We start from the raw sequence: 21,069 nt of genomic DNA, 5'->3' as shown, positions 1-21,069 counted from the left end.
CTCTCGGGCTGTTGCGGAACAGGGCCGGATTCACGCGATGCGGGAGAAGCCCGCCCACTCCTTGATGGCGAACTTCGACCCGTCACGCTCGACCACGGCACCGCCGTGGCCACCGAGGTGAGCCGGGAAGACCAGCGCGTTGTCCTCGGCCGCGCGGCCGAGGAGCTTGTAGCGGGTCGCCCGGGCCTCGGCAGGGTCCTCGCAGAAGCAGGAGTTCGTCTCCGGCTCCACGAGCTGCAGCGGGTTGTGCACCAGATCGCCGACGAACAGCGCGCGGTCGCCGCCCGACTCCAGGCTCAGCACGGACGACCCGGGGGTATGGCCGGGCGCGAGATCCAGTCGGAGGTTCCGGTCGATCCGGTACGAGCCGTCCCACAGACGGGTCAGCCCGGCCTCGTGCACCGGGGCGACGCTGTCCTCGAAGACGTTCTGGTTGCCGCGACCCAACCGCGGTTCGTGGTTGTTGGCCGGGTTCCAGAAGTCGAAGTCCTGCCGCGTCATCAGGTACGTGGCGTTCGGGAAGGTCGGCACCCAGGCCCGGTCGTCGAGGTAAGTGTTCCAGCCCACGTGGTCGATGTGCAGGTGGGTGTTGATGACGATGTCGACGTCTTCGGGCCGGACGCCGGCGGCGGCGAGGTTGTCCAGGAAGTTCGTGTCCAGCCGGCTCCAGACGGGCGCGTAGGGGCGGTCCTTGTGGTTGCCGACCCCGGTGTCGACGAGGATGGTGCGGCCTTCGCTGCGCAGCAGCCAGGTCTGGATGGCCGAGACGCATTCGCCGGCGCCGGAGTCCAGGAAGTCCGGGGCAAGCCAGCTTCGGTGCTCGTCCCAGGCGCCGTCGGGGCTTTCGGGGAAGAAGTCCGCGGGGCCCATCTCGACCGAGCCGTAGTACTCCTTGACACGGGTCACGGTCACGTCGCCCAGCTTGATCTGATCCATGATCACTCCTCGTGAGTCGCGGGCAGCCGCCCTGACCAGGTCGAGCCTGATCGTGTCCGCGCGCGCCGACCAGCCCCGCGTTGTCCTACCCCCCGGAGGGTCTGGCTACGAGGCGCCGCGGGCGTGGATAGTGGAGTGATGAACGGACCAGGCCCGCTCGGCGATTTCCTGCAGGCACGGCGGGCCAGGCTGCGCCCGGAAGACGTGGGTCTCCGCGACCTCGGGCCGCGCCGGCGGGTGGCGGGACTGCGCCGGGAGGAGCTGGCGCAGCTGGCGGGGGTCAGCGTGTCCTACTACACCCGGCTCGAGCAGGGCCTGTCGCGTGGCGCGTCGGCGGAGGTGCTCGAGGCGATCGCCGGCGCCCTGCTGCTCGACGACCACGAGCGGGACCACCTGGAACGCCTCGCCGGGGCTTCCCGCCGCGTACCGCGGGCGCGAAGGCCCCGGCCCGAGAAGCTCGCCGACGAGACGCGAGACCTGCTGCGCTCCTTCGACGGCGTCCCGGCGCTCGTCCTCGGCCGGCGCACGGACGTGCTGGCGTGGAACCCCCTTGGTCACGCCCTGCTCGCCGGCCACGTGGACCCGCGGAGCCCCCAGGACGCCGCGCACCGGCCGAACATGAGCCGGATGCTGTTCCTGGACCCGCACTGCCGGGAGCTCTACGGGGACTGGTGGCGCAAGGCGCGCGCTGTCGTGGGCAACCTGAGGATCGCCGTCGGCCGTCATCCGGAGGATCGTCAGCTCGCCGAGCTGATCGGCGAGCTGACGATGAAGAGCCCGGAATTCGTGGCGTTGTGGGGTGACCACCGGGTGACGCCGTGCGACGCGGCCACCTACGAGCTTCGCCATCCGGTCGTCGGCACAGTGACCGTCACCCAGCAGACCCTCGTCCTCGCGCGTTCGCCGGGGCAGTCCGTCGTGGTGTGCACGACGCCCGCGGGCTCACCGTCGGAGGCGGCACTGGCCCTGCTGCGGCAGGCGAGTGCGGCGGAGCGGGCCGGCCGGAGCGGTGGACCGGCTGCCGTGCGCGACGTCTGCGCAAACTGTAAGGGAGCTTCACGACAGCGACCCGATCACGCCATATTTTCCTTACCCCTCAATAAGTGACGTCTAGATTCATCGGCTCACGCTGGCGTCGGCGTATTTGCGTTTCAGGATCGGGAAGTTCGGCGTGGAGCCGGTATCGGCCGGTGCCGGTCGCCTGGTGGTGCTCAGCCGGCGGTCTGGCGGTGGTCGTGTCCGGCGGTGGTCGCGAGGCCGAGGCCCGCGCCCTCGGGTGTGAACGTGTCCCTGAACCCGAAGGCGCTGGGCGACGGGCCGTGCGTGCGCAAATGTTGTAGCCGCTCGACCGCCTCCTCGACGGTGGGCACGTGGCCGGCCGGGATCCACCACATCACCTGGAACGCCGTCTTCGGCAGCTCGAACCACTCGGCGCGGCGCCGGAGCACATTCAGATGACCGCTGCGGTAGACGTAGTCCCACAGGCTGTCGCGACTCTCCCAGACCGACATGTTCACGATGCGCTGGGCGGTGGAGAGCATCAGGGCATCGGCGTGTACGCGAGTCTGAAGCAGCAGGTCCAGCAACGGCTCGACGGACCGTCTCCGGCAGCGCCATCGTGCCGGGTCGAGCCGGGCGAAGAACGAGTCGACGGTTTCCTTCTCTCCCGCACCTCGCTGTGTCGCTCTGGCCAGGCTGACGAAGGCCGCCATCAAGGGATCCCACAGCTCCCCGAGCCCACGAGGCCCGTCCCGGAAGAGGGTGACCGCCAGCTTCCCAAGGGGGCTCGAACCCCTGGCCCCCTTACCAGGGTTCACGCCTATGGGCGACCACGCCACCACAGCGACCAGCCGCCGCGCACATACTGCCAGGCGAGGGTGTTGCGAGAGCCACCTCCACAGCGTTGACGGGCTGAGTGGCTTTCGTAACCCAGTCCGGCCTGTGCTACTTGGCGTCGTGCCTCATATGGGCAGGGTGAGCCCGGCCTGGATCGCGTAGACGATGAGCTGCGCCCGGTCGCGGGCGTGGAGTTTCACCATGGCTCGGCTGATGTGGGTCCGGATCGTTTCGGTGCTGATGACGAGTTGCCGGGCGATCTCGTGGTTGGACATTCCGGTGGCCGCCCAGCAGAGGACCTCTCGTTCGCGGTGCGTCAGCCGGGCGATGTCCGGGTGTGCCGTCGCCGGCCGGCCGGTGTGGCGGAACCGGTCGATGACGCGGTGGGTGACCGATGGGGAGAGTAGCGATTGGCCGTCGGCGACGGCCCGGATGGCGCGGAGCATGTCGGCCGGTTCGGCGTCTTTGAGCACGAATCCGCGTGCTCCGCAGCGCAAGGCCTCGAAGATGTACTCGTCGAGGTCGAAGGTTGTCAGGATCACCACCCCCACCGCGGCCAGTGCCGGGTCTGTGGTGATCTTCCTCAGCGTGACCAGGCCGCTCGTTCCCGGCATCCGGATGTCCATGAGGACGACGTCGGGAACGGTGTCGCGGATCATCGCGAGACCGGCGCCGCCATCGGCCGCTTCGCCGATCAGTTCTGTGTCGGGCTCGGTCTTCAGCAGGGTGCGCACACCGATCCGGATCAAGGCCTCGTCATCGATCACCACGACTCGCGTCATGAGAATTCCCCTCAGAGTGGCAGCCAAGCCACGACCGCGAATCCTCCGCCAGGCCTCGGCCTCGCACGAAGTGCCCCGCCCGCCGCCTCCGCGTGCGCCGTTATTTCCTTGATGCCCGAGCCGATGCCGGCGCCGACCGGCGGGTCGCCTGTCGTCTGGCCGGTGTCGGTCACCTCAAGCAGGAGCTTTGAGTCGTGCTCGGCGCAGGCGATGCGTACTCGGACGGACGCCGGGCCGACGTGACGAAGCACGTTGGTCAGCGACTCGTGCACGATCTGATAAGCGATCGTGTCGACCGTCGGCGGCAGTTGCGGGAGCCGAGGGGCGACCTGCACTTGGAGATCCACGCCGGCGCGCCGGACTCGGTCGGCCAGTCGGTTGAGGCAGGCCAGGCCTGGTGCGGGACGCAGCGTGGTGTTCTTGCCGCGCAACGACTCCAGTGCGGCGCGAAGGTCGGTCAGCGACTCCTTGCTGGTGGCGCGCACGGCTTCCAGTGCCGCTCTCGCGTCCTGCGCGTCGCGGTCGAGCACGTGCAACGCGACACCTGCCTGCATCGCGATGACGGCGAGCCCATGGCCGAGGGAGTCGTGCAGTTCCTCGGCCATCCGCAGCCGGTCCGCTGACCCGAACGGGCGTGCCTGATCGACACGAGCGGTGTCGAGCGCTTCGCGACGGACCCGGATCGCCACACCCACTACGACCGCCAGCGCGATGAGCACGCCCCAGCCCACGGCATGCCACGTCATGGCGGCCCCGACGGATTCCGGCGGCTGCTCGCGGGCACGTTTGGCCCAGGACGCGGCCAGAAACACGGCGAAGTACCCGGCGATAGTCAGGATCGCCTCGTCCAGCGGGCTGCACGCGGCCATCACCAGCACCACGGCAGGCATGGTGAGCAGGATAGGGCCGAACGGGTAGCCGAGCGACAGATAGCCGACGACCACGATCCCGTTCACCGTGAGACACAGCAGCGGATACCGGCGGATGATCAGTGTCAGCGAGGCAGTGACCACGAGCGCATAGGCCGGCACGTCCGGCTCCAGCCATGCCTCGGGTTGGCTGCTCCCGGTCGTGGCCAGGCCTATGCCGATGAACGGCAGACTCGGCCACGCATACAGCAGCCATCGCCGAACGCGTTCCCCTCGCCCCATGCCTCGACGGTAACCCGATGGCGACCGGCGAACATCCCCTCCAGGGCGTATCCCGGCGTACGTATTCCTGCGTAGATACGGCACGACGGTTCGGGGATGTGCCGGCGGAGAAGTCGCGCCATGCTCAAGCGAACGAAGAACCGCTTCTGCTTCTGGCACAAGAGAAATGAGGATTCATGGTGTCCATCTCAAGGGAAAAGCGTCACGGCGGTCAGGCGAAGACGGGCCGGATGAACGCGGCTCTCCGAAACGTCGCGAAGGGTGCCGGTGCCGCGCTCGCCTCCAGCGCGCTTCTGCTCGGCGGCGCCGGCGTCGGAAATGCGGCAACCGCTGAGGAACCGACCGGCATCGGGCCTATGGCATGCGGGTTCTACGAAACGAGTTCCACTGCGTATTACGGTCACTGCGGCAGCACCACCGTCGTGATCCGCATCGAGCACCACAACCCGTTCACCAACGACTGGTACTGGTGCGTTCGCCCCGGCGAGACCAGACTCGGCACCGCGGCGGGAATCTCGTACGCCGTCTATATCGGCGGCGTGGGATGTCGTCCGTGACGTGACCGTGTTCGCGAGGAGGTGTGATCCGGGGGTCACACCTCCTCGCTTGTCGTCAGGATCTCCGATGTGGGCGGGGTTGGTGGTGCCCTGGTCAGACGCGGACGCGTGGTAGACCGTGCTGGCCTCGCCTTGATCGTCAACCACTCCTGCCGTCGGCTTGGAACTTGAGCGGCCGGTTGCTAAGCGGAGTCGTAGCCGACCGCATGCCATTGCTTCGTCAAGCGATTTCGTCATTAGCCGAGCGCTTCGCGGGTCGTGATCAGGCTTGCCATAGCCCGGACAGTGCGGTGGCTAGACGTCCCGAGGCTCAGGTTTGTCGTGGGTGTACGGAAAGATGTCGGCATGACCGAAGCACCCGCCGCAGCGGACCCGGAGTGACGCCTCCAGCTGGAGGATTTACGGGATGTAGTTCAGGCTGAACTGGCTGCCGCCGGATTGCCGGTGCCCCTGGTGACGGTCCGATAGGGACCGCCGGTGCGGTCGTGACGGTCGATGTACCAGATCTGCCTGGCGTGTTGGTTGGCTGGCGAGAGCACGCTGTCCTTCTCGATGCGGGACAGGACGCCTGGGCCGAGGACCCTCATCGGGAAGGCGAGGAATCTGCCGCGTTCGAGCGGTTGTTGTCTACGATCGACGAGGCGATGTCCGCGGCGATGCGAACCATCCTGACGGCCGCCGGGATGGCGGTGTCCTGCACCCGCAACGACTACGCACCCCACGAGCTCTTGGTCACTCGCAGGGTGGTTCCCTCGGTGTGGCGTGCACGGCGGGACGCGCAGTTCACCCGGCGGTATGAGTCGATGGGCGCGGCCTGGAACGCGCGGCACGCCGCTGAATGCCCGAGACCGGACTGCGAACACCACCACCCGAGTAAGGGGAGCGGGGAGACTGACCTGAGGAACTGGCGCTATTCCACCGGTTGCGATAGCAGATCCTGTCAGCAAAGCAAAAGTGGTGTCCGCTGAGTCGCAGTGGAGGCGGTGGTGGTGATCGCGCCAGTGGAACCGCCGCTCGCGGCAAGGCATCGACGTAAAGCTCAACCGGAGCCGCGATTACACGGTGAAGAAGTACGGGAGTGCGTCACCGTGTCCTCCTAGACCAAACAGCGCCCGAACGATGGTAGGCAAGTCAGCGTCACGCGCCAGTTTGTCGCCGTCGATTTGGCTAACAGCGAGGGAACCGCCGCTGCGGTGACTGCTTTTGCGGCGTTCTGTGGTCGCCCCACGATTCGACGCATCGACTTGACTGGGTTGTGGGTGAGTATTCCTGCCTCAACGCCGATCTGAAGCAGACCGCGGGTGACCTCACGGACAACGCGTCGTGTCGTCGGTGCCAGCTTCTTGGGCTGGACTTGCTTTTGCCTCTCCTGTGCCTTGAGGTGCTGCTTACTCCTCAACCCGGCCTCGAACTGCTGCAGGCGACTGACAGTGCACTCGGTGAACAGGAGCTGCCTATCCCGGGAATGATGTGTGTCTTCAGCGTGACGACGTACCGGTCCACTGTGGTCGGAGCGCATTCCTCGCGAACGCGTTCAAGGAACGCAGGTACAGCCTCGATCACGCGTGACGACGCGGTCAGAGGCTTGCTAGGAGTGATGAGAGGCACAGGCGAAAGCAGTGACAGCAGGTATCGATCGGCACTGGTCACGGCTGTGTGTCGGGGAAGGCTGCGGGGCTTGTGCCGCGTTCATCTCGGCGAAGCATGTGAGCAAGTTGTTGCTGGTGCGGACGCCGGAGCGTTCGACTTGCCGTGTTGACCCTCGGCTCGGCCTGCCTGGGCTGAGCTATTGCCCTACCAGCCATGGCCCATGGTGGTGCCTGCTCTACCAGGAAGCTTCCCCCTGGCGGGTTCGATCCCGGTCCTCGTCAACCGTAGGTTGTGACGAGACAGATCACCACCGCATAAGGGGAAACGATGAATGCAGGGGGCGCGTGCGCCTTGGAGCTGGAATCCGTGAGCAAGATCTACGGTTCCGGTGACGGCGCGGTCACGGCTTTGAACGGGGTGACCGTCGGGGTGCGCAGAGGTACCTTCACCGCGGTGATGGGCCCGTCGGGATCGGGCAAGAGCACCTTCCTGCACTGCGCGGCCGGACTGGACCGGCCGACTTCGGGACGGGTGCTGCTGGGGGACACGGAACTGAGCAAGATGCGGGAGAAAGCGCTCACCGAGTTGCGGCGGACCCGCATCGGGTTCATCTTCCAGGCCTACAACCTGTTGCCGTCGTTGAACGTGCTGCAGAACATCACGCTCCCGACCCGGTTGGCCGGGCAGAAGCCCGACCCGCAATGGCTGCGGCAGATCGTCGAGAGCGTCGGGATCGCGAAGAAGCTCGAACACCGCCCGTCGGAGCTCTCCGGTGGGCAGCAGCAGCGGGTCGCGATCGCCCGCGCGCTGATCACCCGGCCGGAGGTCGTCCTCGCCGACGAACCGACCGGGGCCCTCGACACGCGCACCGCGCGCCAAGTACTCGATCTGCTTCGCTCCATTGTGGACGACATGGGGCAGACCGTGCTGATGGTCACCCACGACCCGGTAGCGGCGTCGGCCGCGCACGGCGTGCTGTTCCTGGCCGACGGCAAGCTCGCCGGTCACCTCCCGCAGCCCACCCCGGAACGCGTCGCCGAGCGCATGACCCACCTCGGGGAGTGGTGACCGTCGTGTGGGACTTGGCATGGCAGACGATGAAGACCCGCTTGAGCGGTTTCGTCGGCGCGTTCGTCGCGATCCTCTGCGGGACGGCGCTGGTCGCCGGTTGCGGCATCCTGATGGAATCGGGCCTGCGGGCGGGTGTCCCGACGCAGCGCTACGCCGACGCGGCGGTCGTCGTGGGCGGTCAGCAGACGGTCGATCCGCCGGGCGTGGGTGCTCTCGAAACCCAGCAGGTCGCCGAGCAGGCTTCGGTGCCGGTCTCGCTGGCCGGGGCGATCACCGGGGTGCCCGGGGTCCGCGGCGTGGTCGCGGAGCAGAGCTTCCCGGCCAACGTCGTCACGGCCGACGGCCGGGCGCTGAACGCGCCGGAAGGCGGCCAGTCGCTGGGACACAACTGGGAGGCCGCCGCGCTGGCGCCGTTCTCGCTGCGTGACGGCTTGGCGCCCACTGGTGCCGATGAGGTCGTCCTCGACGCGGACCTGGCGTCCCGAAGCGGGGTGGCCGTCGGCCAGCGGGTGAAGATCGCGGTCCGCTCGGCTCCGGTGGAATTCCGGGTCTCCGGGATCGCCACCCCGAAATCGGGGAACGGCCTCACTCGGCAGTCCGCGCTGTTCTTCTCGCAGGAGAAGGCGGCCGAACTCGCCGGGACACCCGGCCAAGCGCACGCGATCGGCGTGCTGGCGGATCCGGGTGTCTCGCCGGCTGACCTCGCCGACCGGATCCGCGACGCGGTGGGCACCGACAAGGTCACGGTGACGACCGGGGTCGAGCGCAGCACGGTCGAGTTCCTCGACGTCAGCCAGACCCGGATGCTGCTGATGGCGCTGGCGGGCTCGTTCGGCGGTTTCGCGCTGCTCATCGCGGTGTTCGTCGTAGCCAGCACGCTGGCACTGGTCATCAACCAGCGCCGCCGAGAGTTCGCGCTGCTGCGGGCGATCGCGGCGACCCCGCAGCAGATCCGCAAGCTCATCGGCGCCGAGACCATGCTGGTCGCGGTGATCGCCGGACTGCTGGGCAGCGGTCTGGGGGTGGCGGTCGGCTACGGCCTGAGGAACGCCTTCGGTGCCATCGGGGTGATCCCGCCGGACTTCGAGCTGGCGATCAGCCCGCTTCCGCTCATCGCCGCGCTGGCGCTCGGGCTGGGCACGGCCCGGCTGGCCGCGTGGTCGGCGTCGCGGCGCCCGTCGTCGATCCGCCCCGTCGAAGCACTCGGCGAGGCCGCAGTGGAACGGCGTGAACTCGGCCGCGTGCGCACCGCCATCGGCGGCGCGCTGGTGGTGGCCGGCCTCGTCGGCGCGCTGGTCCCGATCTTCCTGCGTGGTGAACCGGCCCTGGCGGCCTCGTCGAGTTCGGCGTTGATCATCGTGATCGGGCTGGCCGTGGTCGGCCCGAAGGTGGTCGCGTTCATGACGCGACTGATCGCCCCGGTGCTGGTCCGGACCTCCCGGATCAGCGGGTACCTGGCCGCTGCCAACAGCCAGGCCAACGCACGGCGGCTGGCCGCCGCGGTGACCCCGGTGATGCTGGCGGTCTCGTTCGCGCTGACGATGTTCTACAGCCAGACCACCGCCGCGGCCGCCCGGCAGGAGCAGACGGTGGAGTCGACCACCGCCGACCACGTCCTCTCCAGCGGCACCGGCGGTCTTTCCCCGGAGGTCGCCGAAGCGGCGCGGCGGATTCCCGGCGTGGCCGCGGCGACCCCCGTCGTGCGGACCGAGGTGCTGAACACCGTCCAGGAGCAGGACAGCCTGCGCGTCGAGCGGTACGCGGCACAGGGCCTGGATGGCGGCCAAGTGCGCGGCAACCTCGACTTGGGCCTGGTGTCGGGCCGGATCACCGACCTCACCGGGAACACCGTCGCGATGAGCGAGTCGGAAGCCGACTGGTACGAGAAGAAGATCGGTGACGAGGTCGAGTTCTACTTCGGTGACGGCTCTCCGGCGAAGCTGCGGCTGGTCGCCACCTACACCCGCGACCAGGCGTTCGGCCGCTACTTGCTGCCCGCCGACCTGGCCAGGGCCCACACCGGCGACCGGATGGACGACTCGGTCCTGGTGCGGGACGAACCCGGCGCCGACCCCGCGACGGTCGTCGCCGCGTTGCGCGACCTCGCCGTCCGCTATCCGGGGCTGGCCGTGGCTCCGGGATCGGCGGTCGCCTCGCCCGGCGGGGGCCAGGAGCAGGCCCAGTTCTACGTGAACCTGGTCGCGGTCGGCGTGATCCTCGGCTACGTCGTGATCTCGGTGGCCAACACGCTGGTGATGAGCACGGCTCAGCGGTCACGGGAGTTCGCGCTGCTGCGGCTCATCGGTACCACGAAGCACCAGGTCGTGCGGATGATGCGCTTCGAAGCGCTGGCGACCGTCGGCCTCGCCGCCGTGCTCGGCACGGTGGTGGCGGGGGTTCCCCTCGTCGTGCTGAACCTCGCCCTGCGCGGGACCCCGTTGCTGTCCGGACCGATCGCCGTCTTCGGCGGGGTCATCGCCGGGGCGGTCCTGCTCGGCCTGGTCTCGCTCGGCCTGGCCACCCGGGTGGCGCTGCGGTCCAAACCGATCGAGGCGATCGGTCTCCGCGAGTAGCACTCTTCCCGTCGTCCGGTCAGCCCTTCGAGGCGGGCCGGACGGCGGGGATTTCGCCGCCACGGAAGGCGTTCACGAACAACCGGTGGTCCTCCCGGGACTGCTCGGCGTAGGCCATCCCGAACTCGGTCAGCTCGCGGACGAACTCGTCCTCGCCGTCACCGATCACTCCGGCGATGGCCGCTTCGCTTTGGAAATCGACCAGGGTCTGCTCGGAGTCCGAATCGGACACACAATGCATCTTCGCCGTCGCGCGGCCGAGATAGTCGAGCACCGGCGCCATCTCGGCGGGCTCGGTCAGATCCGACCAGTCGAGGTCGTCGACGTAGGGCGACAGCTCCGAGACGACGAACCCGGTCCCGCCGATCTCCGTGTGACCGAGCCAGGGATCGGCGTGGGCCTGCAGGGCACGCTGCGAGACGGCGGTGCGGTGTCCTTCGTCGGTGAAGTAGTCGCGGATGCTCTGCTCGGACACGATCCGGCTCGGTGCGGCGACATTGCCCTGCTTCATCGACAGGACGACGTCGTTCTCGAGCGCCTGAGTCCGGCCTTCGACGAGGATGTTGTACGCCGGAAGTCCGGCCGAGCCGATGCCGAACCCCGTCCGGCCGACGATGTCCTTGACCCGATAGGTGATGCTGCCGAACCGCTTGCTCTTCGGGATCGTGTCCAAATAGGACTCGAACGCGGTGATCGCGGTCGCGCGTTCGGTCCCTTCGAGGACCCGGATCCCCGGACCGTGCCGGAATCGCCGGTCGTAATCCTCCACAATGGTCAGTTCGTCCAGCAGGTCGATCCGGGTCTTCAACCGGGCCCGCAGCAGCACGTCGTGCAGGATGCCCTCGGTGCTGTCCAGTTGGAGCCGGACGAGTTCGTCACCGGGGCGCTCGGCGTACTGGCGGACCTGTTTCACATAGGCGCGCAGATAGGTGCCGATCAGCGTCGCGATGTCGTCGTCGGAGATCGCCTTGCTCCAGGCCAGCAACGCGACGCTCGCGGCCAGCCGTTTGAGGTCCCAGGTGAAGCAGCCGAGATACGCCTCGTCGAAGTCGTTGACGTCGAACACGAGCGTCCCGGACGAATCCATGTAGCTGCCGAAGTTCTCGGCGTGGAGGTCGCCCTGGATCCATACCCGGCTGGTCTCGTCGTTCGCCCACGGGTCGGCCTCGTTCGCCATGTCCGCGTAGAACAGGCACGCCGAACCGCGGTAGAAGGCGAACGGCGCGGCGGCCATCTTGCGGAACTTCCGGCGGAACGCGTCCGCGTCGGCACGCATGAGGTCGTCGAAGGCCTCCACCAGCACCTCGACGATACGTGCCCGCCGCCCGTCCTCGCCCTGCTCACGGATCCGTTCGACCACACCTGCCATCACGACCTCCTGACGGGGTTCACCGTGCCACAGGTCGGCGGGCCGGGCAGATCAGATCTTGCGGAACCGCGCGTCCAGCAGCGCGAACGCGCCGAACGCGGCGATCCCGGCCGCGAGCGCGAGGAGCAGGGGACCGCCGTAGGGCTGGGCGACCAACGTCTTCAACGCGACGTCGAGACCGCTGGCCTTCGCGGGGTCGAAGGTGACCGCGGAGACCACCGTCAGGACGCCGATGGTTCCGTACGCGGCGGAGAGGGCGATCCAACCGACCTGGCCGAGCCGGATCGTCGTGGTCCGGGTCGTCGCCGGGGCACTGCCGAAATCGAGTTCCCGGACGAAAGTCTTCCGGAACCCTCGCTGCGCGAGGAACACCGCCACCGCGACGACGACGATCCCCACGACGGTCACGAGTGCCTGGCCATAGGACTCGGCGAGAATGTCCGCGACCAGCGAGGACTGCCCGTCGTCGGCACCCGAGATGGCGACCTTCACCGCGCTGTAGGAGACCAAGCCGTAGAGCACGACCTCGATCCCGCTGACGATCCGCCGCACCGTCCGCCGCCGGGCCTTCACGTGCCGATGTCCCGTGAGCGCCTCGCTCAGCTGCCACAGCGCCAGTACGGCAAGACCGACCGCGATCAGCCAGAGCGGCCAGGTGCCGCCTTCCGCGACGACCACCTGCAACGCGCCCGCCTTGTCGGCCTTGGCCCGGTCGCCGAGCGCGACCTGCGCCGCGAGCCACGCGACGAGCAGATGGACGACGGAGTAACAGACGAGCCCGCCCCGGGCGATCAGGTCGAACAGCTTGCCTTCGCGCATCGGGCGATCCTTGTCGACCCGCTACCGGATCACCAGGGCCAGTGGGAGCAATGTGTCCGATCTGTCAGCTTCGGCCGAGACCGCGATCCGCCCGGCCGCACCCCCCTCGGCCGGGCGGATCAGCGGAGCTTGGCGAACGTCTCGGGCAGTCGGCTCGCCAGCCTGCGCGTCGCGATGGCACCACCGAGCCAGGCACCGGCGACGGCGTTGACGAACGCCACCACGAGCGTCGCCGCTCCGAACCAGACGGGAAGCGAGTCGACGGCGAAGGTCAGCATCACGGCCATCGCCGACGTCGGCGCCGTCGCCCAAAGCTGGATCTGGAACGCCGCGAAGATTCCGACCGTGTTCTCGCCCGCGTCGGTCGCGTTGACCCGGCGATGCGGATCGACCCCCGGCGTCGCGCCGAGTACCGACATCACCACCGCGGTACCGCAGCCGACACCGAGCAGGGCGACGAGGACCGCCAGGATCGGCATCGTGTATTCGAAGATCCCGGTCACGCCCATCATCGCCCCGGACAGGACGAAGGCGGGCAGTCCGAAAAGGACGGTGATGCCGAGCTGGCGACCCCGGATGTCCGCGCTCACCGCCTCCCGGCTCTCGGTGACCACCAGTTGCCAGAGCGCGGTGCCGTCCTGGCCGTAGAGGTTCGCCCCACTGAGCGCGACGGTCAGCGCGACCGCGACACCGGCGAGTCCGGCGATCTCCGGAAGTCCGGCGAGTACGCCGTACACCGCGATGAACACGCCGAACCAGATGGCCGATCGCACCTCCAGGCTGCGCCACGGATCACGCCACCAGGTGCGGAGTTCCTTGCCGACGACGGCGCCGAGCGGGCTCGCGGGAAGCAGCCGGGCGTGGGTCAACACCCGGCTGCCCCACGGACGGCGGCGACGGCGGGCGGTGCGGTTGCCGACGTGCGGGGTCAGCAGCACGACCGCGGTGAGTGTCACGACCGCGGTGATCGCGGCGAGCAGCGTGATCGAACCCAGCGCGGGCAACGGCCGCCCGGCGGCCATCGCGTCGACGGCACGCACGGGCAAGCCGAACGGCGTCCATTCCAGCACCGCGTGCGCCGGGATCGAGCCGAAACCTTCGCGCAGGAATCCCGGGATCGAGTTCAGCACCGGGCGGACCACGGCCCAGCCCGCGACCATCGACGACAGCAGCAGGCCGTACTGAACCGCCGCGAGCTCCACACCGAGCTGTGTGCGCATCGCCGCGCCGAGAAGCGCGTAGACGGTCCTGGAGAGCGCCACGACGAACACGACCAGCAGCACCGCCCCGACGAGGGCTGTCGTGGCCGCGGCGACTGCGCTCGCGTCGGTCGCGGTGACGAGGGCGTAAGCGACCAACGCGAAGGACGCGATCATCGTTACGGCACCACCGACGCCCACGAAGGCGGACACGAGCAGGCCGGCCCCGAGGCGGCGCCGCGGCACGGGCAGGAGGGCGAAGTACTCGGGACGGAGTATCGCGGCCCCGGAGGTGAGGACGGGGCCGATCAGCCAGCCCGCGACCCAGAAGGCGAGGACGAGCAGCAGGACGTCGGCGCGGGCCGCTGGTTCGGTGACGAACACGATCGCCCAGGTGATCGCCGCGGCCACGAGCCCCCCGACCACTCCGAGCACCCGTTTCCAGCTGATCGTGTGCCGCTGGAGCGTGAGCTTCAACCGGATCAGGTCGCCAACCACAGCAGCTCCTCCTCCCCGACACCGCGCTCGCCGACGAGCCGGACGAAGACGTCCTCGAGCGTCGAGCCGCCGCGCACCTCGGTGAGGGTGCCGCCCGCCACGACCTTGCCGTCCGCGATGACGGCCACCCGGTCGCACAGGTCCTCGACCAGCGACATGACATGGGACGAGATGACCACCGAGCCGCCCGCCGCCACGAACCGCAGCAGCATCGCCCGCAGAACCCGTGCCGAAACCGGGTCGACCGCTTCGAACGGTTCGTCGAGCACGAGGACTTTGGGCGCGTGCAGCAACGCCGTCGCGAGGCCTATCTTCTTGCGCATCCCGGTCGAGTACTCGATCACCAGTACTCCGCGTTCCTCGGCGTCGTCGAGTTCGAGGATCCGCATCAGCTCCAGCGCCCGCGACCGGACCACCGCCGCGTCCATCCCCCGCAGCAGACCCCAATAGGTCAGGAGTTCGCCACCGGTCAGGCGTTCCGGCAGGGCGAGACCATCCGGCAGCACCCCGAGCATGGTCTTCGCCGCGGCGGGTTCGGCCCAGACGTCGACACCGTGGACGGCCGCGGTTCCGGAATCCGGCCGCAGCAACCCGACGGCCATGGCGAGCGAGGTGGTCTTGCCCGCGCCGTTCGGTCCGACGAGCCCCGTCAGCGAACCGGCCGGCACGGTGAGACTCACGTGGTCGGCCGCGATCTTCCCGGAGTACGTCTTCGTCAGCCCGTCCAGTCGCAGCGCGGGGGCCGGTTCGGTCAGCATGGACCCACGATGACCGGTCCCCGGGTGTGGCGCCCCGGCCTCGGGGGCACGATCACTGGCCGGGTGGCCGGAAAATCATGACCACTTGTCCGGACCGTCCTTATCTACACTGCGTGGATGGCCGTGACGGTGGATCGCTGGATGCTGCCCGGCGAACTCGCCCGCGCCGACGAGCCGGGGGAGCGGCAGGGCGGGGTGCGGCGTACGGCCCGGGACTGGGTCGTGGACGTCACGATGTTCGCGATCTCGGTGCTGGTCTGGCTGCTCGAATTCCGGTACTTCGTCCTTCCCGACGCGCTCGGCCAACCCGTTTGGGTGCGGATCGCGGATCCGGTCGCGGGCGCCGTCGTCTGTCTCGCCGTCTGGTGGCGACGGCGGTTCCCGGTGACGGCCGGACTGCTGGCCGGGACGGCCGGGGCGCTGGCGAACACCGCGGCGGCGGCGATGATCCTGGTGCTGTTCTCACTGGCGCTGCACCGCGGCTGGAAATGGGCGGTGCCGATCACCGCGCTCGCGGTGCTGATCAGCATTCCCTATATCTATCTGAACTTCCCCGGCGCGGACGGGCAGCCGCTGCCGTGGCTGATCAGCCTCCTGCTCGGCGCCGCGCTGATCGTGACGGCCGGGCTCGCGGTCCGCGCCCGCCGTCAGGTCGTACTGGCCCTGCGGATGCGCGCGGAGGCCGAGCGGCGCGGGCACGCCCGCGAACTGGAGGGCAGCCGCCGTGCCGAACGCCAGCGCATCGCGCGCGAGATGCACGACGTCCTCGCACATCGGATCTCACTGCTCGCGGTCCACGCCGGCGCGCTCGAGTACCGCACGAAGCAGGCGGAGAAGGGTGCCGCGCCGGAACCCTCGGCCGCCGAGGTGCGTGATGTGGTGGCGGTCGTGCGGTCCAACGCCAACCAGGCGCTGGACGAGCTGCGTGAGGTGCTCGACCTCCTGCGTCAGGATCCCGGCGACGGGGAGGGCCGCGAGGCCCCGCAACCGACGGCGGACCGCCTGCCCGCGCTCATCGAGGAGGCTCGTGGCAGCGGGCAACAGGTGAACGCGGCTTTCGCCACGGGACTCGGGCGATTACGGCCGCAGGTGCAGCGCACGATCTACCGGATCGTTCAAGAAGGACTGACGAACGCCCGCAAACATGCCCCCGGCGCGTCCGTCGACGTGCGGGTGAGCGAGGTCGAGGCAGGCGAAGTACTGGTGCAGGTGGCCAACGCCGCGCCGCTGGGCGTCACCACGAGCGAGATTCCCGGCGCGGGCGCGGGATTGATCGGCCTCGCCGAACGGGTCGCGCTGCACGGCGGGGAACTGACCAGGGAGATCAGCGAGGGGGAGTTCCGCATGCGAGCCCGGATACCGTGCACGCCGTGATCAAGGTGCTCGTGGTCGACGACGACCCCCTCGTGCGGGCGGGGCTCAAACTCATGCTCGGTGGCGCCGCCGACGTCGAAGTCGCCGGTGAGGCGGCGGACGGTGCCGACGTGGTGGACACCGTGACCCGGCTGCGGCCGGACGTCGTCCTGATGGACGTGCGGATGCCGGTGCTCGACGGCATCGCCGCGACGGCCGCGCTCGGCCGCCGCACCGGAGAACCGGCACCCGCCGTGGTCATGCTGACGACGTTCGACGCCGACGAGACCGTGCTCGCGGCCTTACGCGCCGGTGCGGCCGGTTTCCTGCTCAAACACACGCCGCCGGAGCAGATCGTCGACGCCGTCCGACGTGCGGCGGCCGGGGAGCCGGTGCTTTCCCCCGAGGTCACCCGGAGCGTGATCGCGATGGCGGCGCGCCGGGGACCGGATCCCGGCTCCGCGCGGGCCCGGATGGACCTGCTGAGCGAGCGGGAACGTGACGTCGCGCGGGCCGTGGCCGAAGGGCTGAGCAACGTGGAGATCGCCGAGCGGCTGCACCTTTCGCGCTCCAGCATCAAGGCGACGATCTCCAGCGCGCTGACACGGTTGGACCTGGGCAACCGGATCCAGCTGGCGATCGTCGCGCATGAGGCGGAGCACGCTTGATCTCCACCTACGTGGAGAGTGAATCCTGAGCTCCCGGACAGCTGCTTCGAGGAGCGAACATGAACGAGGACAACGATTTCTCCTCGATCATCGAGTACGCCGTCGGCGGACCCGAGACCCAGACGGCTCTGGTCCGCGAGCGGAGGACTGACCACGGCGCCGGACGAGCGCGCGGATCCCGAACGCCGCGAGCAGGCCGAGGGCCGCGAGCCCGACCGGCCGGAGGGTGATCGTCCACGGCCAGGCCGAACCGCTGAGCGCCAGATGTCCGGTCGGGTACTCCAGTGTCCTCGCCGTCCAGCGTGTCGTCGCGGTGTCCGTGACGCGCACGAGGTCTTCGAGGACCGCGTCGAACGGGAAGCCCGGTTTTCCGTGCAGGTACACGGGTGAGAGCGCGGAGTACTGATCGGCGACGTGCCCGGCGGCGGCGTCGGCACCGGGCACGATCAGCCGGTCGAGATCATCTCCGACCAGAGTGCTCCGCGGAGCGAAGGTCAGTCCGTGCCGTGACTGGATCGGCGCGCCGTCCAGGCCGACGGCCATCGTGCGCACGGCCAGCGATTCCCCGTAGGTGTCGAACACCGCGGTCAGCTCCAGCTCACGGATCCCGGTGGTCAGCAGGACCCCGAGAACCGGCTTGTCCCAGCGGAACGCGGTGTTGAACCCGACGACGGTGTCCGCCGCCTCGAAGGTGTTCTGTGTCATCGGGGCGGCGGAACCGGGGGAGTAGTGGACCCAGCCCACCGCGTCGGCGGTCCGGCGGGCGACGTCCAGGCCGGCGATCCGCTCGGTGAGATGGAGCGCGCCGTCGATCCCGGACAGGATCCCGGCCGTGGTCACGATGTTGCCGTCGTCGACGTACCGCGTGCCGCGAATCCAGTCCACGGCGGGGAATTCGTCGTCGAAGCCGTCGATGCCGAACCAGTGCGCGGTAGCGCGGCGACCGTCGAGAAGCCCGGCCGAGGCGAGGACGCCCGAACCGTTGCAGACGCTCATGAGCAGCGCGCCCTTCGAGGACTGCCGCCGCAGCCATTCGGTCACCGGGCGGGTGGTCGGCTCGCCGAGATCGGGCAGCGCCGGCACGATGACGACGTCCGGGGCGGCGGAGGAGAGCAGCCGGTCGAGATCGGTGAAACTCAGGTCCGGGACGAGGTCCAGCCCGCCGGTGAGGGTCACCGGCCGGGCTTCGGGAGCGACCGTGTAGACGTTGAACGCGCCGCTCGTCGCCAGGACCTCGTACGGGGCGAGCGCGTCCGAGACGACGGCGCCCTCGTTCCCCACCACGACGACCGCGGTGGGCTTGGCGGGATCGTGCACCCGGCGGACCGGTTGCGGCGAGATCCCGTCGGTTCTCGGGGTGTAGCGGCCTTCGAAACCGGCGCTCAGCGTGACCCCGCCGAGGGTGAGCGGCAGGGCCAACGCGGCGAGAACGAACGCGAGCACGGTCAGCGTGCCGCGGAGAAAGGCACGCATGGTCAGGCTCCGTACTCGGCGCGACGGCGGAGCATGGCCAGGAGCATCGCGGGCACCATCAGTACGTGTCCGGCCGTCATCAGGGTCGATCCGGAAACCAGGCCGGTCCAAAAGAACGGCAGGAAGATCACGTACGGCACGTACATCGCGGCCGACATCTCCGCGATCGCCGCCCAGCCGTGCCGCCGGATCCGCATCCACAGCGCCATGCCGAGCGACATGTTCGTCGCCATCACCAACGCGCTCGCGGTCACGTTCTTCGCGAGGTCGGGCCAAGCGAACGACCAGACGGGTTCGAGGACGATCATTCCGGCGATCATCGCCACGAGCATTTCGACGGCGTGCCGAAGGAAGTGCAGGACGGCTCGGCTACGGGTCTTCGGTTCGGTCGTGTGGTTCATCGTGGACTCCCTCGCGGTTCGGTGCGACGGGAGCAATGTTCGGTGGGCCGGGGGCACTTCGGCAGGTGCCGGAAGTCATGTGCGGGGTCATGTGACTCGACCTTCGCAGCTTCCCGAGTACGTGAAGGCCCCCTTCATGTACATAGGCGCAAGTATGGGGGCCTTCATGTACTTCAAGCCCAGGACGGCGGAGCGGCTAGGCTCAGAACAGGCCGAGTTCCCTGGCGCGCAAGGCGGCCTGCGTCCGATCCCGCACCTGGAGCTTGGACAGCACACTCGTCACCAGGTTTTTCACCGTTCCCTCGGCGAGGAACAGCTTCTTCGCGATCTCCCGGTTGCTGTGGCCGTCCGCGAGCAGCCGGACCACTTCCAGCTCCCGCTCGGAAAGCGGGGTGACCAGCGGCTGGGGACGCGGTTCGGCGGGCAGCCGGGCGACCTTGGCCACGAGTTTGGCCGCCACCGACGGCTGAAGCACCGACTCGCCCCGTTTGGCCGCGACAAGCGCTTCGACCAGCCGCGTCGACGACACGTCCTTGAGCAGATAGCCGACGGCGCCCGCCCGCAATGCGGCGAAGACGTCCTCGTCGTCGTCGAACGTGGTCAGCGCGAGCACCCGGACCTCGGGTTGCTCGGCGCGCAGCCGGGTGGTCGCCGCGATCCCGTCCAGAACCGGCATCCGCAGGTCCATCAGCGCGACGTCGGGGTGGAGTTCGGCGCAAAGCCGGATGGCCTGTTCCCCATCGGCGGCCTCGCCGACGACCTCGATCTCGGGCTGGACCTCCAGCAGGGTCGCCAGAGCTTCACGGAACAGGGCCTGGTCGTCGACGATCAGCACGCGGACGCTCATCCCGGCACCTCCACGGTCAGCGTCAGGCCGTGTCCTTCGGTCGAGTCCACCGCGACCCGCCCGCCGAGCCCGGCCATGCGTTCCCGGAGACCGACGAGACCGAATCCGTTGCCGTCCGGTGGATTCCCGGTCAGGCCGAGGCCGTCGTCGCGGACTTCGAGCCGGACCAGATCCGTGGCGGCGTAGTCGAGCACCACGGTCGCGGTCTTGGCGCGCGCGTGTTTGCGCACGTTGGTCAGTCCTTCCTGAGCCGCCCGGAACAGCGACTCCTCCACCTCGGCGCGGGCGTTCCGTGCCGTGCCGTTGACCTCGAACCCGGTCGGCACTCCGGCCGCGGACGCCTCGTCGGCCAAGGCCCGCAACGCGTCCGCGAGCGGCTCGGAGCGCGGTTCCCGCAACGCCGACACCGAACGGCGGACCTCTGCCAGTGCCTCCCGGGCTTGGTCCTGTGCCTTGGCGAGCATCGTGTCGACGCGGTCCGTGTCCGCGGTGCCGATCACCGCCCTGGCGGCCTGCAGCATCATCTGCACGACGGTCAGATGATGACCGAGGCCGTCGTGGATGTCGCGTGCGAGCCGGTTGCGCTCCTGCGTGGTCGCCAGCTGTTCGGCCTGCGCCGCGTAGTCGCGCAGCCGATCGTGCGCCGCCGCCAGTTCCTCCCGTGCCCGCTTCTCCCGCTGGACCAACTCGGTCACCACGGCGGCGAAGACCATGACCGCCAGTGTCCCCAACCCTTCCCGAAACCCGTCCATCGGCTCCATCCCCAGATGGATCAGCGGGATCACCACCGCGACCCCGAAGGCCACGGGCAGGGGCAACAGCAGGACGGTCTGGGAGATCAGGACGACGAGCAGCAGGATCGCGCCGACGGCGGCGCCCGAAAGCGAGAACAGCGTGAAGCCGAGCGGCAACTGCACACAGACGTAGGCGATGGCGAACGCGCGGCCGCGTTTCTGGACCCAGGGGAAGCCGGCGATCGCGATCCCGGCGTAGACGAGCCCGACGAGGAGCGTCGGCAGCACGAGCGTCTCGTACTTGGCCGAGCCGAGGGGCAACGTCACGTACGCGACGACGGTCAGCACGGCCAGGGCCCGGTTCACGGACACACAATGCTCGACCCCGCGACCCCCACGCAAGCGACCCCCGCGCGCACAACCCCGCGTTTAGTCCTCTGAATGCGGTCCTTGC

18 protein-coding genes are annotated in these 21,069 nt (G+C 69.0%); 6 read left to right on the top strand and 12 right to left on the bottom strand.

What is annotated here, in order from left to right:
* Nucleotides 1-30 precede the first annotated feature (30 nt).
* Nucleotides 31-936 carry an MBL fold metallo-hydrolase gene (locus ACZ54P_RS14340; RefSeq protein WP_465461971.1) on the bottom strand — a complete coding sequence of 302 codons (906 nt, stop codon included), beginning with the start codon at nucleotides 934-936 and terminating at the stop codon, nucleotides 31-33.
* 138 nt (nucleotides 937-1,074) lie between these two features.
* On the opposite strand from ACZ54P_RS14340, the gene ACZ54P_RS14335 reads away from it, so the two are divergent.
* Nucleotides 1,075-2,043, top strand: coding sequence for a helix-turn-helix domain-containing protein (locus ACZ54P_RS14335; RefSeq protein ID WP_465461970.1), 969 nt, complete (start codon nucleotides 1,075-1,077; stop codon nucleotides 2,041-2,043).
* Nucleotides 2,044-2,147: 104 nt separating this feature from the next.
* Here ACZ54P_RS14335 and ACZ54P_RS14330 read toward each other — a convergent pair whose 3' ends face one another.
* The 3 genes from ACZ54P_RS14330 to ACZ54P_RS14320 all read right to left on the bottom strand — a co-directional run bounded on the left by ACZ54P_RS14330 (nucleotide 2,148) and on the right by ACZ54P_RS14320 (nucleotide 4,705).
* Nucleotides 2,148-2,648: a DUF3291 domain-containing protein gene (locus ACZ54P_RS14330; RefSeq protein ID WP_465461969.1), complete on the bottom strand. Its 501-nt coding sequence runs from the start codon at nucleotides 2,646-2,648 to the stop codon at nucleotides 2,148-2,150.
* Nucleotides 2,649-2,897: 249 nt separating this feature from the next.
* Nucleotides 2,898-3,554 (bottom strand): response regulator, encoded by a 657-nt coding sequence (locus tag ACZ54P_RS14325; protein WP_465461968.1) that lies wholly within the window; start codon nucleotides 3,552-3,554, stop codon nucleotides 2,898-2,900.
* Between the two features lie 11 nt (nucleotides 3,555-3,565).
* Nucleotides 3,566-4,705, bottom strand: a complete 1,140-nt coding sequence (locus tag ACZ54P_RS14320; RefSeq protein ID WP_465461967.1) for a sensor histidine kinase — start codon at nucleotides 4,703-4,705, stop codon at nucleotides 3,566-3,568.
* A 176-nt stretch (nucleotides 4,706-4,881) separates the two neighbouring features.
* Here ACZ54P_RS14320 and ACZ54P_RS14315 point away from each other — a divergent pair, with 176 nt between their 5' ends.
* The 3 genes from ACZ54P_RS14315 to ACZ54P_RS14305 all read left to right on the top strand — a co-directional run bounded on the left by ACZ54P_RS14315 (nucleotide 4,882) and on the right by ACZ54P_RS14305 (nucleotide 10,496).
* Nucleotides 4,882-5,262 carry a DUF6355 family natural product biosynthesis protein gene (locus ACZ54P_RS14315; RefSeq protein WP_465461966.1) on the top strand — a complete coding sequence of 127 codons (381 nt, stop codon included), beginning with the start codon at nucleotides 4,882-4,884 and terminating at the stop codon, nucleotides 5,260-5,262.
* A gap of 1,917 nt (nucleotides 5,263-7,179) precedes the next feature.
* Complete coding sequence (locus tag ACZ54P_RS14310) at nucleotides 7,180-7,920, top strand: ABC transporter ATP-binding protein (RefSeq protein WP_465461965.1); 741 nt, start codon at nucleotides 7,180-7,182, stop codon at nucleotides 7,918-7,920.
* A 5-nt stretch (nucleotides 7,921-7,925) separates the two neighbouring features.
* The gene (locus tag ACZ54P_RS14305) at nucleotides 7,926-10,496 is read left to right on the top strand and encodes an ABC transporter permease (RefSeq protein WP_465462096.1); all 2,571 of its coding nucleotides are present in this window, start codon (nucleotides 7,926-7,928) and stop codon (nucleotides 10,494-10,496) included.
* Nucleotides 10,497-10,515: 19 nt separating this feature from the next.
* Here ACZ54P_RS14305 and ACZ54P_RS14300 read toward each other — a convergent pair whose 3' ends face one another.
* The 4 genes from ACZ54P_RS14300 to ACZ54P_RS14285 form a co-directional block, all read right to left on the bottom strand.
* Nucleotides 10,516-11,865: a DUF2252 domain-containing protein gene (locus tag ACZ54P_RS14300; protein WP_465461964.1), complete on the bottom strand. Its 1,350-nt coding sequence runs from the start codon at nucleotides 11,863-11,865 to the stop codon at nucleotides 10,516-10,518.
* Between the two features lie 51 nt (nucleotides 11,866-11,916).
* Nucleotides 11,917-12,684, bottom strand: a complete 768-nt coding sequence (locus ACZ54P_RS14295; protein ID WP_465461963.1) for a DUF1206 domain-containing protein — start codon at nucleotides 12,682-12,684, stop codon at nucleotides 11,917-11,919.
* A 119-nt stretch (nucleotides 12,685-12,803) separates the two neighbouring features.
* Nucleotides 12,804-14,381, bottom strand: coding sequence for a hypothetical protein (locus ACZ54P_RS14290; RefSeq protein WP_465461962.1), 1,578 nt, complete (start codon nucleotides 14,379-14,381; stop codon nucleotides 12,804-12,806).
* Nucleotides 14,366-15,139, bottom strand: coding sequence for an ABC transporter ATP-binding protein (locus ACZ54P_RS14285; RefSeq protein ID WP_465461961.1), 774 nt, complete (start codon nucleotides 15,137-15,139; stop codon nucleotides 14,366-14,368). Before ACZ54P_RS14285 ends, ACZ54P_RS14290 begins: the two co-directional genes overlap by 16 nt.
* Before the next feature lie 117 nt (nucleotides 15,140-15,256).
* Between ACZ54P_RS14285 and ACZ54P_RS14280 the strand changes: the two genes are divergently transcribed.
* Both ACZ54P_RS14280 and ACZ54P_RS14275 read left to right on the top strand, forming a co-directional pair.
* Nucleotides 15,257-16,513: a sensor histidine kinase gene (locus tag ACZ54P_RS14280; RefSeq protein ID WP_465461960.1), complete on the top strand. Its 1,257-nt coding sequence runs from the start codon at nucleotides 15,257-15,259 to the stop codon at nucleotides 16,511-16,513.
* Nucleotides 16,510-17,160, top strand: a complete 651-nt coding sequence (locus ACZ54P_RS14275) for a response regulator (RefSeq protein WP_465461959.1) — start codon at nucleotides 16,510-16,512, stop codon at nucleotides 17,158-17,160. Before ACZ54P_RS14280 ends, ACZ54P_RS14275 begins: the two co-directional genes overlap by 4 nt.
* 87 nt (nucleotides 17,161-17,247) lie before the next feature.
* Here ACZ54P_RS14275 and ACZ54P_RS14270 read toward each other — a convergent pair whose 3' ends face one another.
* From ACZ54P_RS14270 to ACZ54P_RS14255, 4 genes are all read right to left on the bottom strand, one after another.
* On the bottom strand, nucleotides 17,248-18,633 hold the full coding sequence (locus ACZ54P_RS14270; RefSeq protein WP_465461958.1) for a GlxA family transcriptional regulator: 1,386 nt from the start codon (nucleotides 18,631-18,633) through the stop codon (nucleotides 17,248-17,250).
* A 2-nt stretch (nucleotides 18,634-18,635) separates the two neighbouring features.
* Nucleotides 18,636-19,034, bottom strand: coding sequence for a hypothetical protein (locus ACZ54P_RS14265; protein WP_465461957.1), 399 nt, complete (start codon nucleotides 19,032-19,034; stop codon nucleotides 18,636-18,638).
* Nucleotides 19,035-19,236: 202 nt separating this feature from the next.
* Nucleotides 19,237-19,881 carry a response regulator gene (locus ACZ54P_RS14260; RefSeq protein WP_465461956.1) on the bottom strand — a complete coding sequence of 215 codons (645 nt, stop codon included), beginning with the start codon at nucleotides 19,879-19,881 and terminating at the stop codon, nucleotides 19,237-19,239.
* Entirely contained in the window at nucleotides 19,878-20,981 is a 1,104-nt protein-coding gene (locus tag ACZ54P_RS14255; protein ID WP_465461955.1) for a sensor histidine kinase, read from the bottom strand. Before ACZ54P_RS14255 ends, ACZ54P_RS14260 begins: the two co-directional genes overlap by 4 nt.
* Nucleotides 20,982-21,069: the final 88 nt, after the last annotated feature.

Source organism: Amycolatopsis sp. NPDC034160 (genome assembly GCF_055575355.1).
This window is presented reverse-complemented; position numbering and strand designations above follow the sequence as displayed.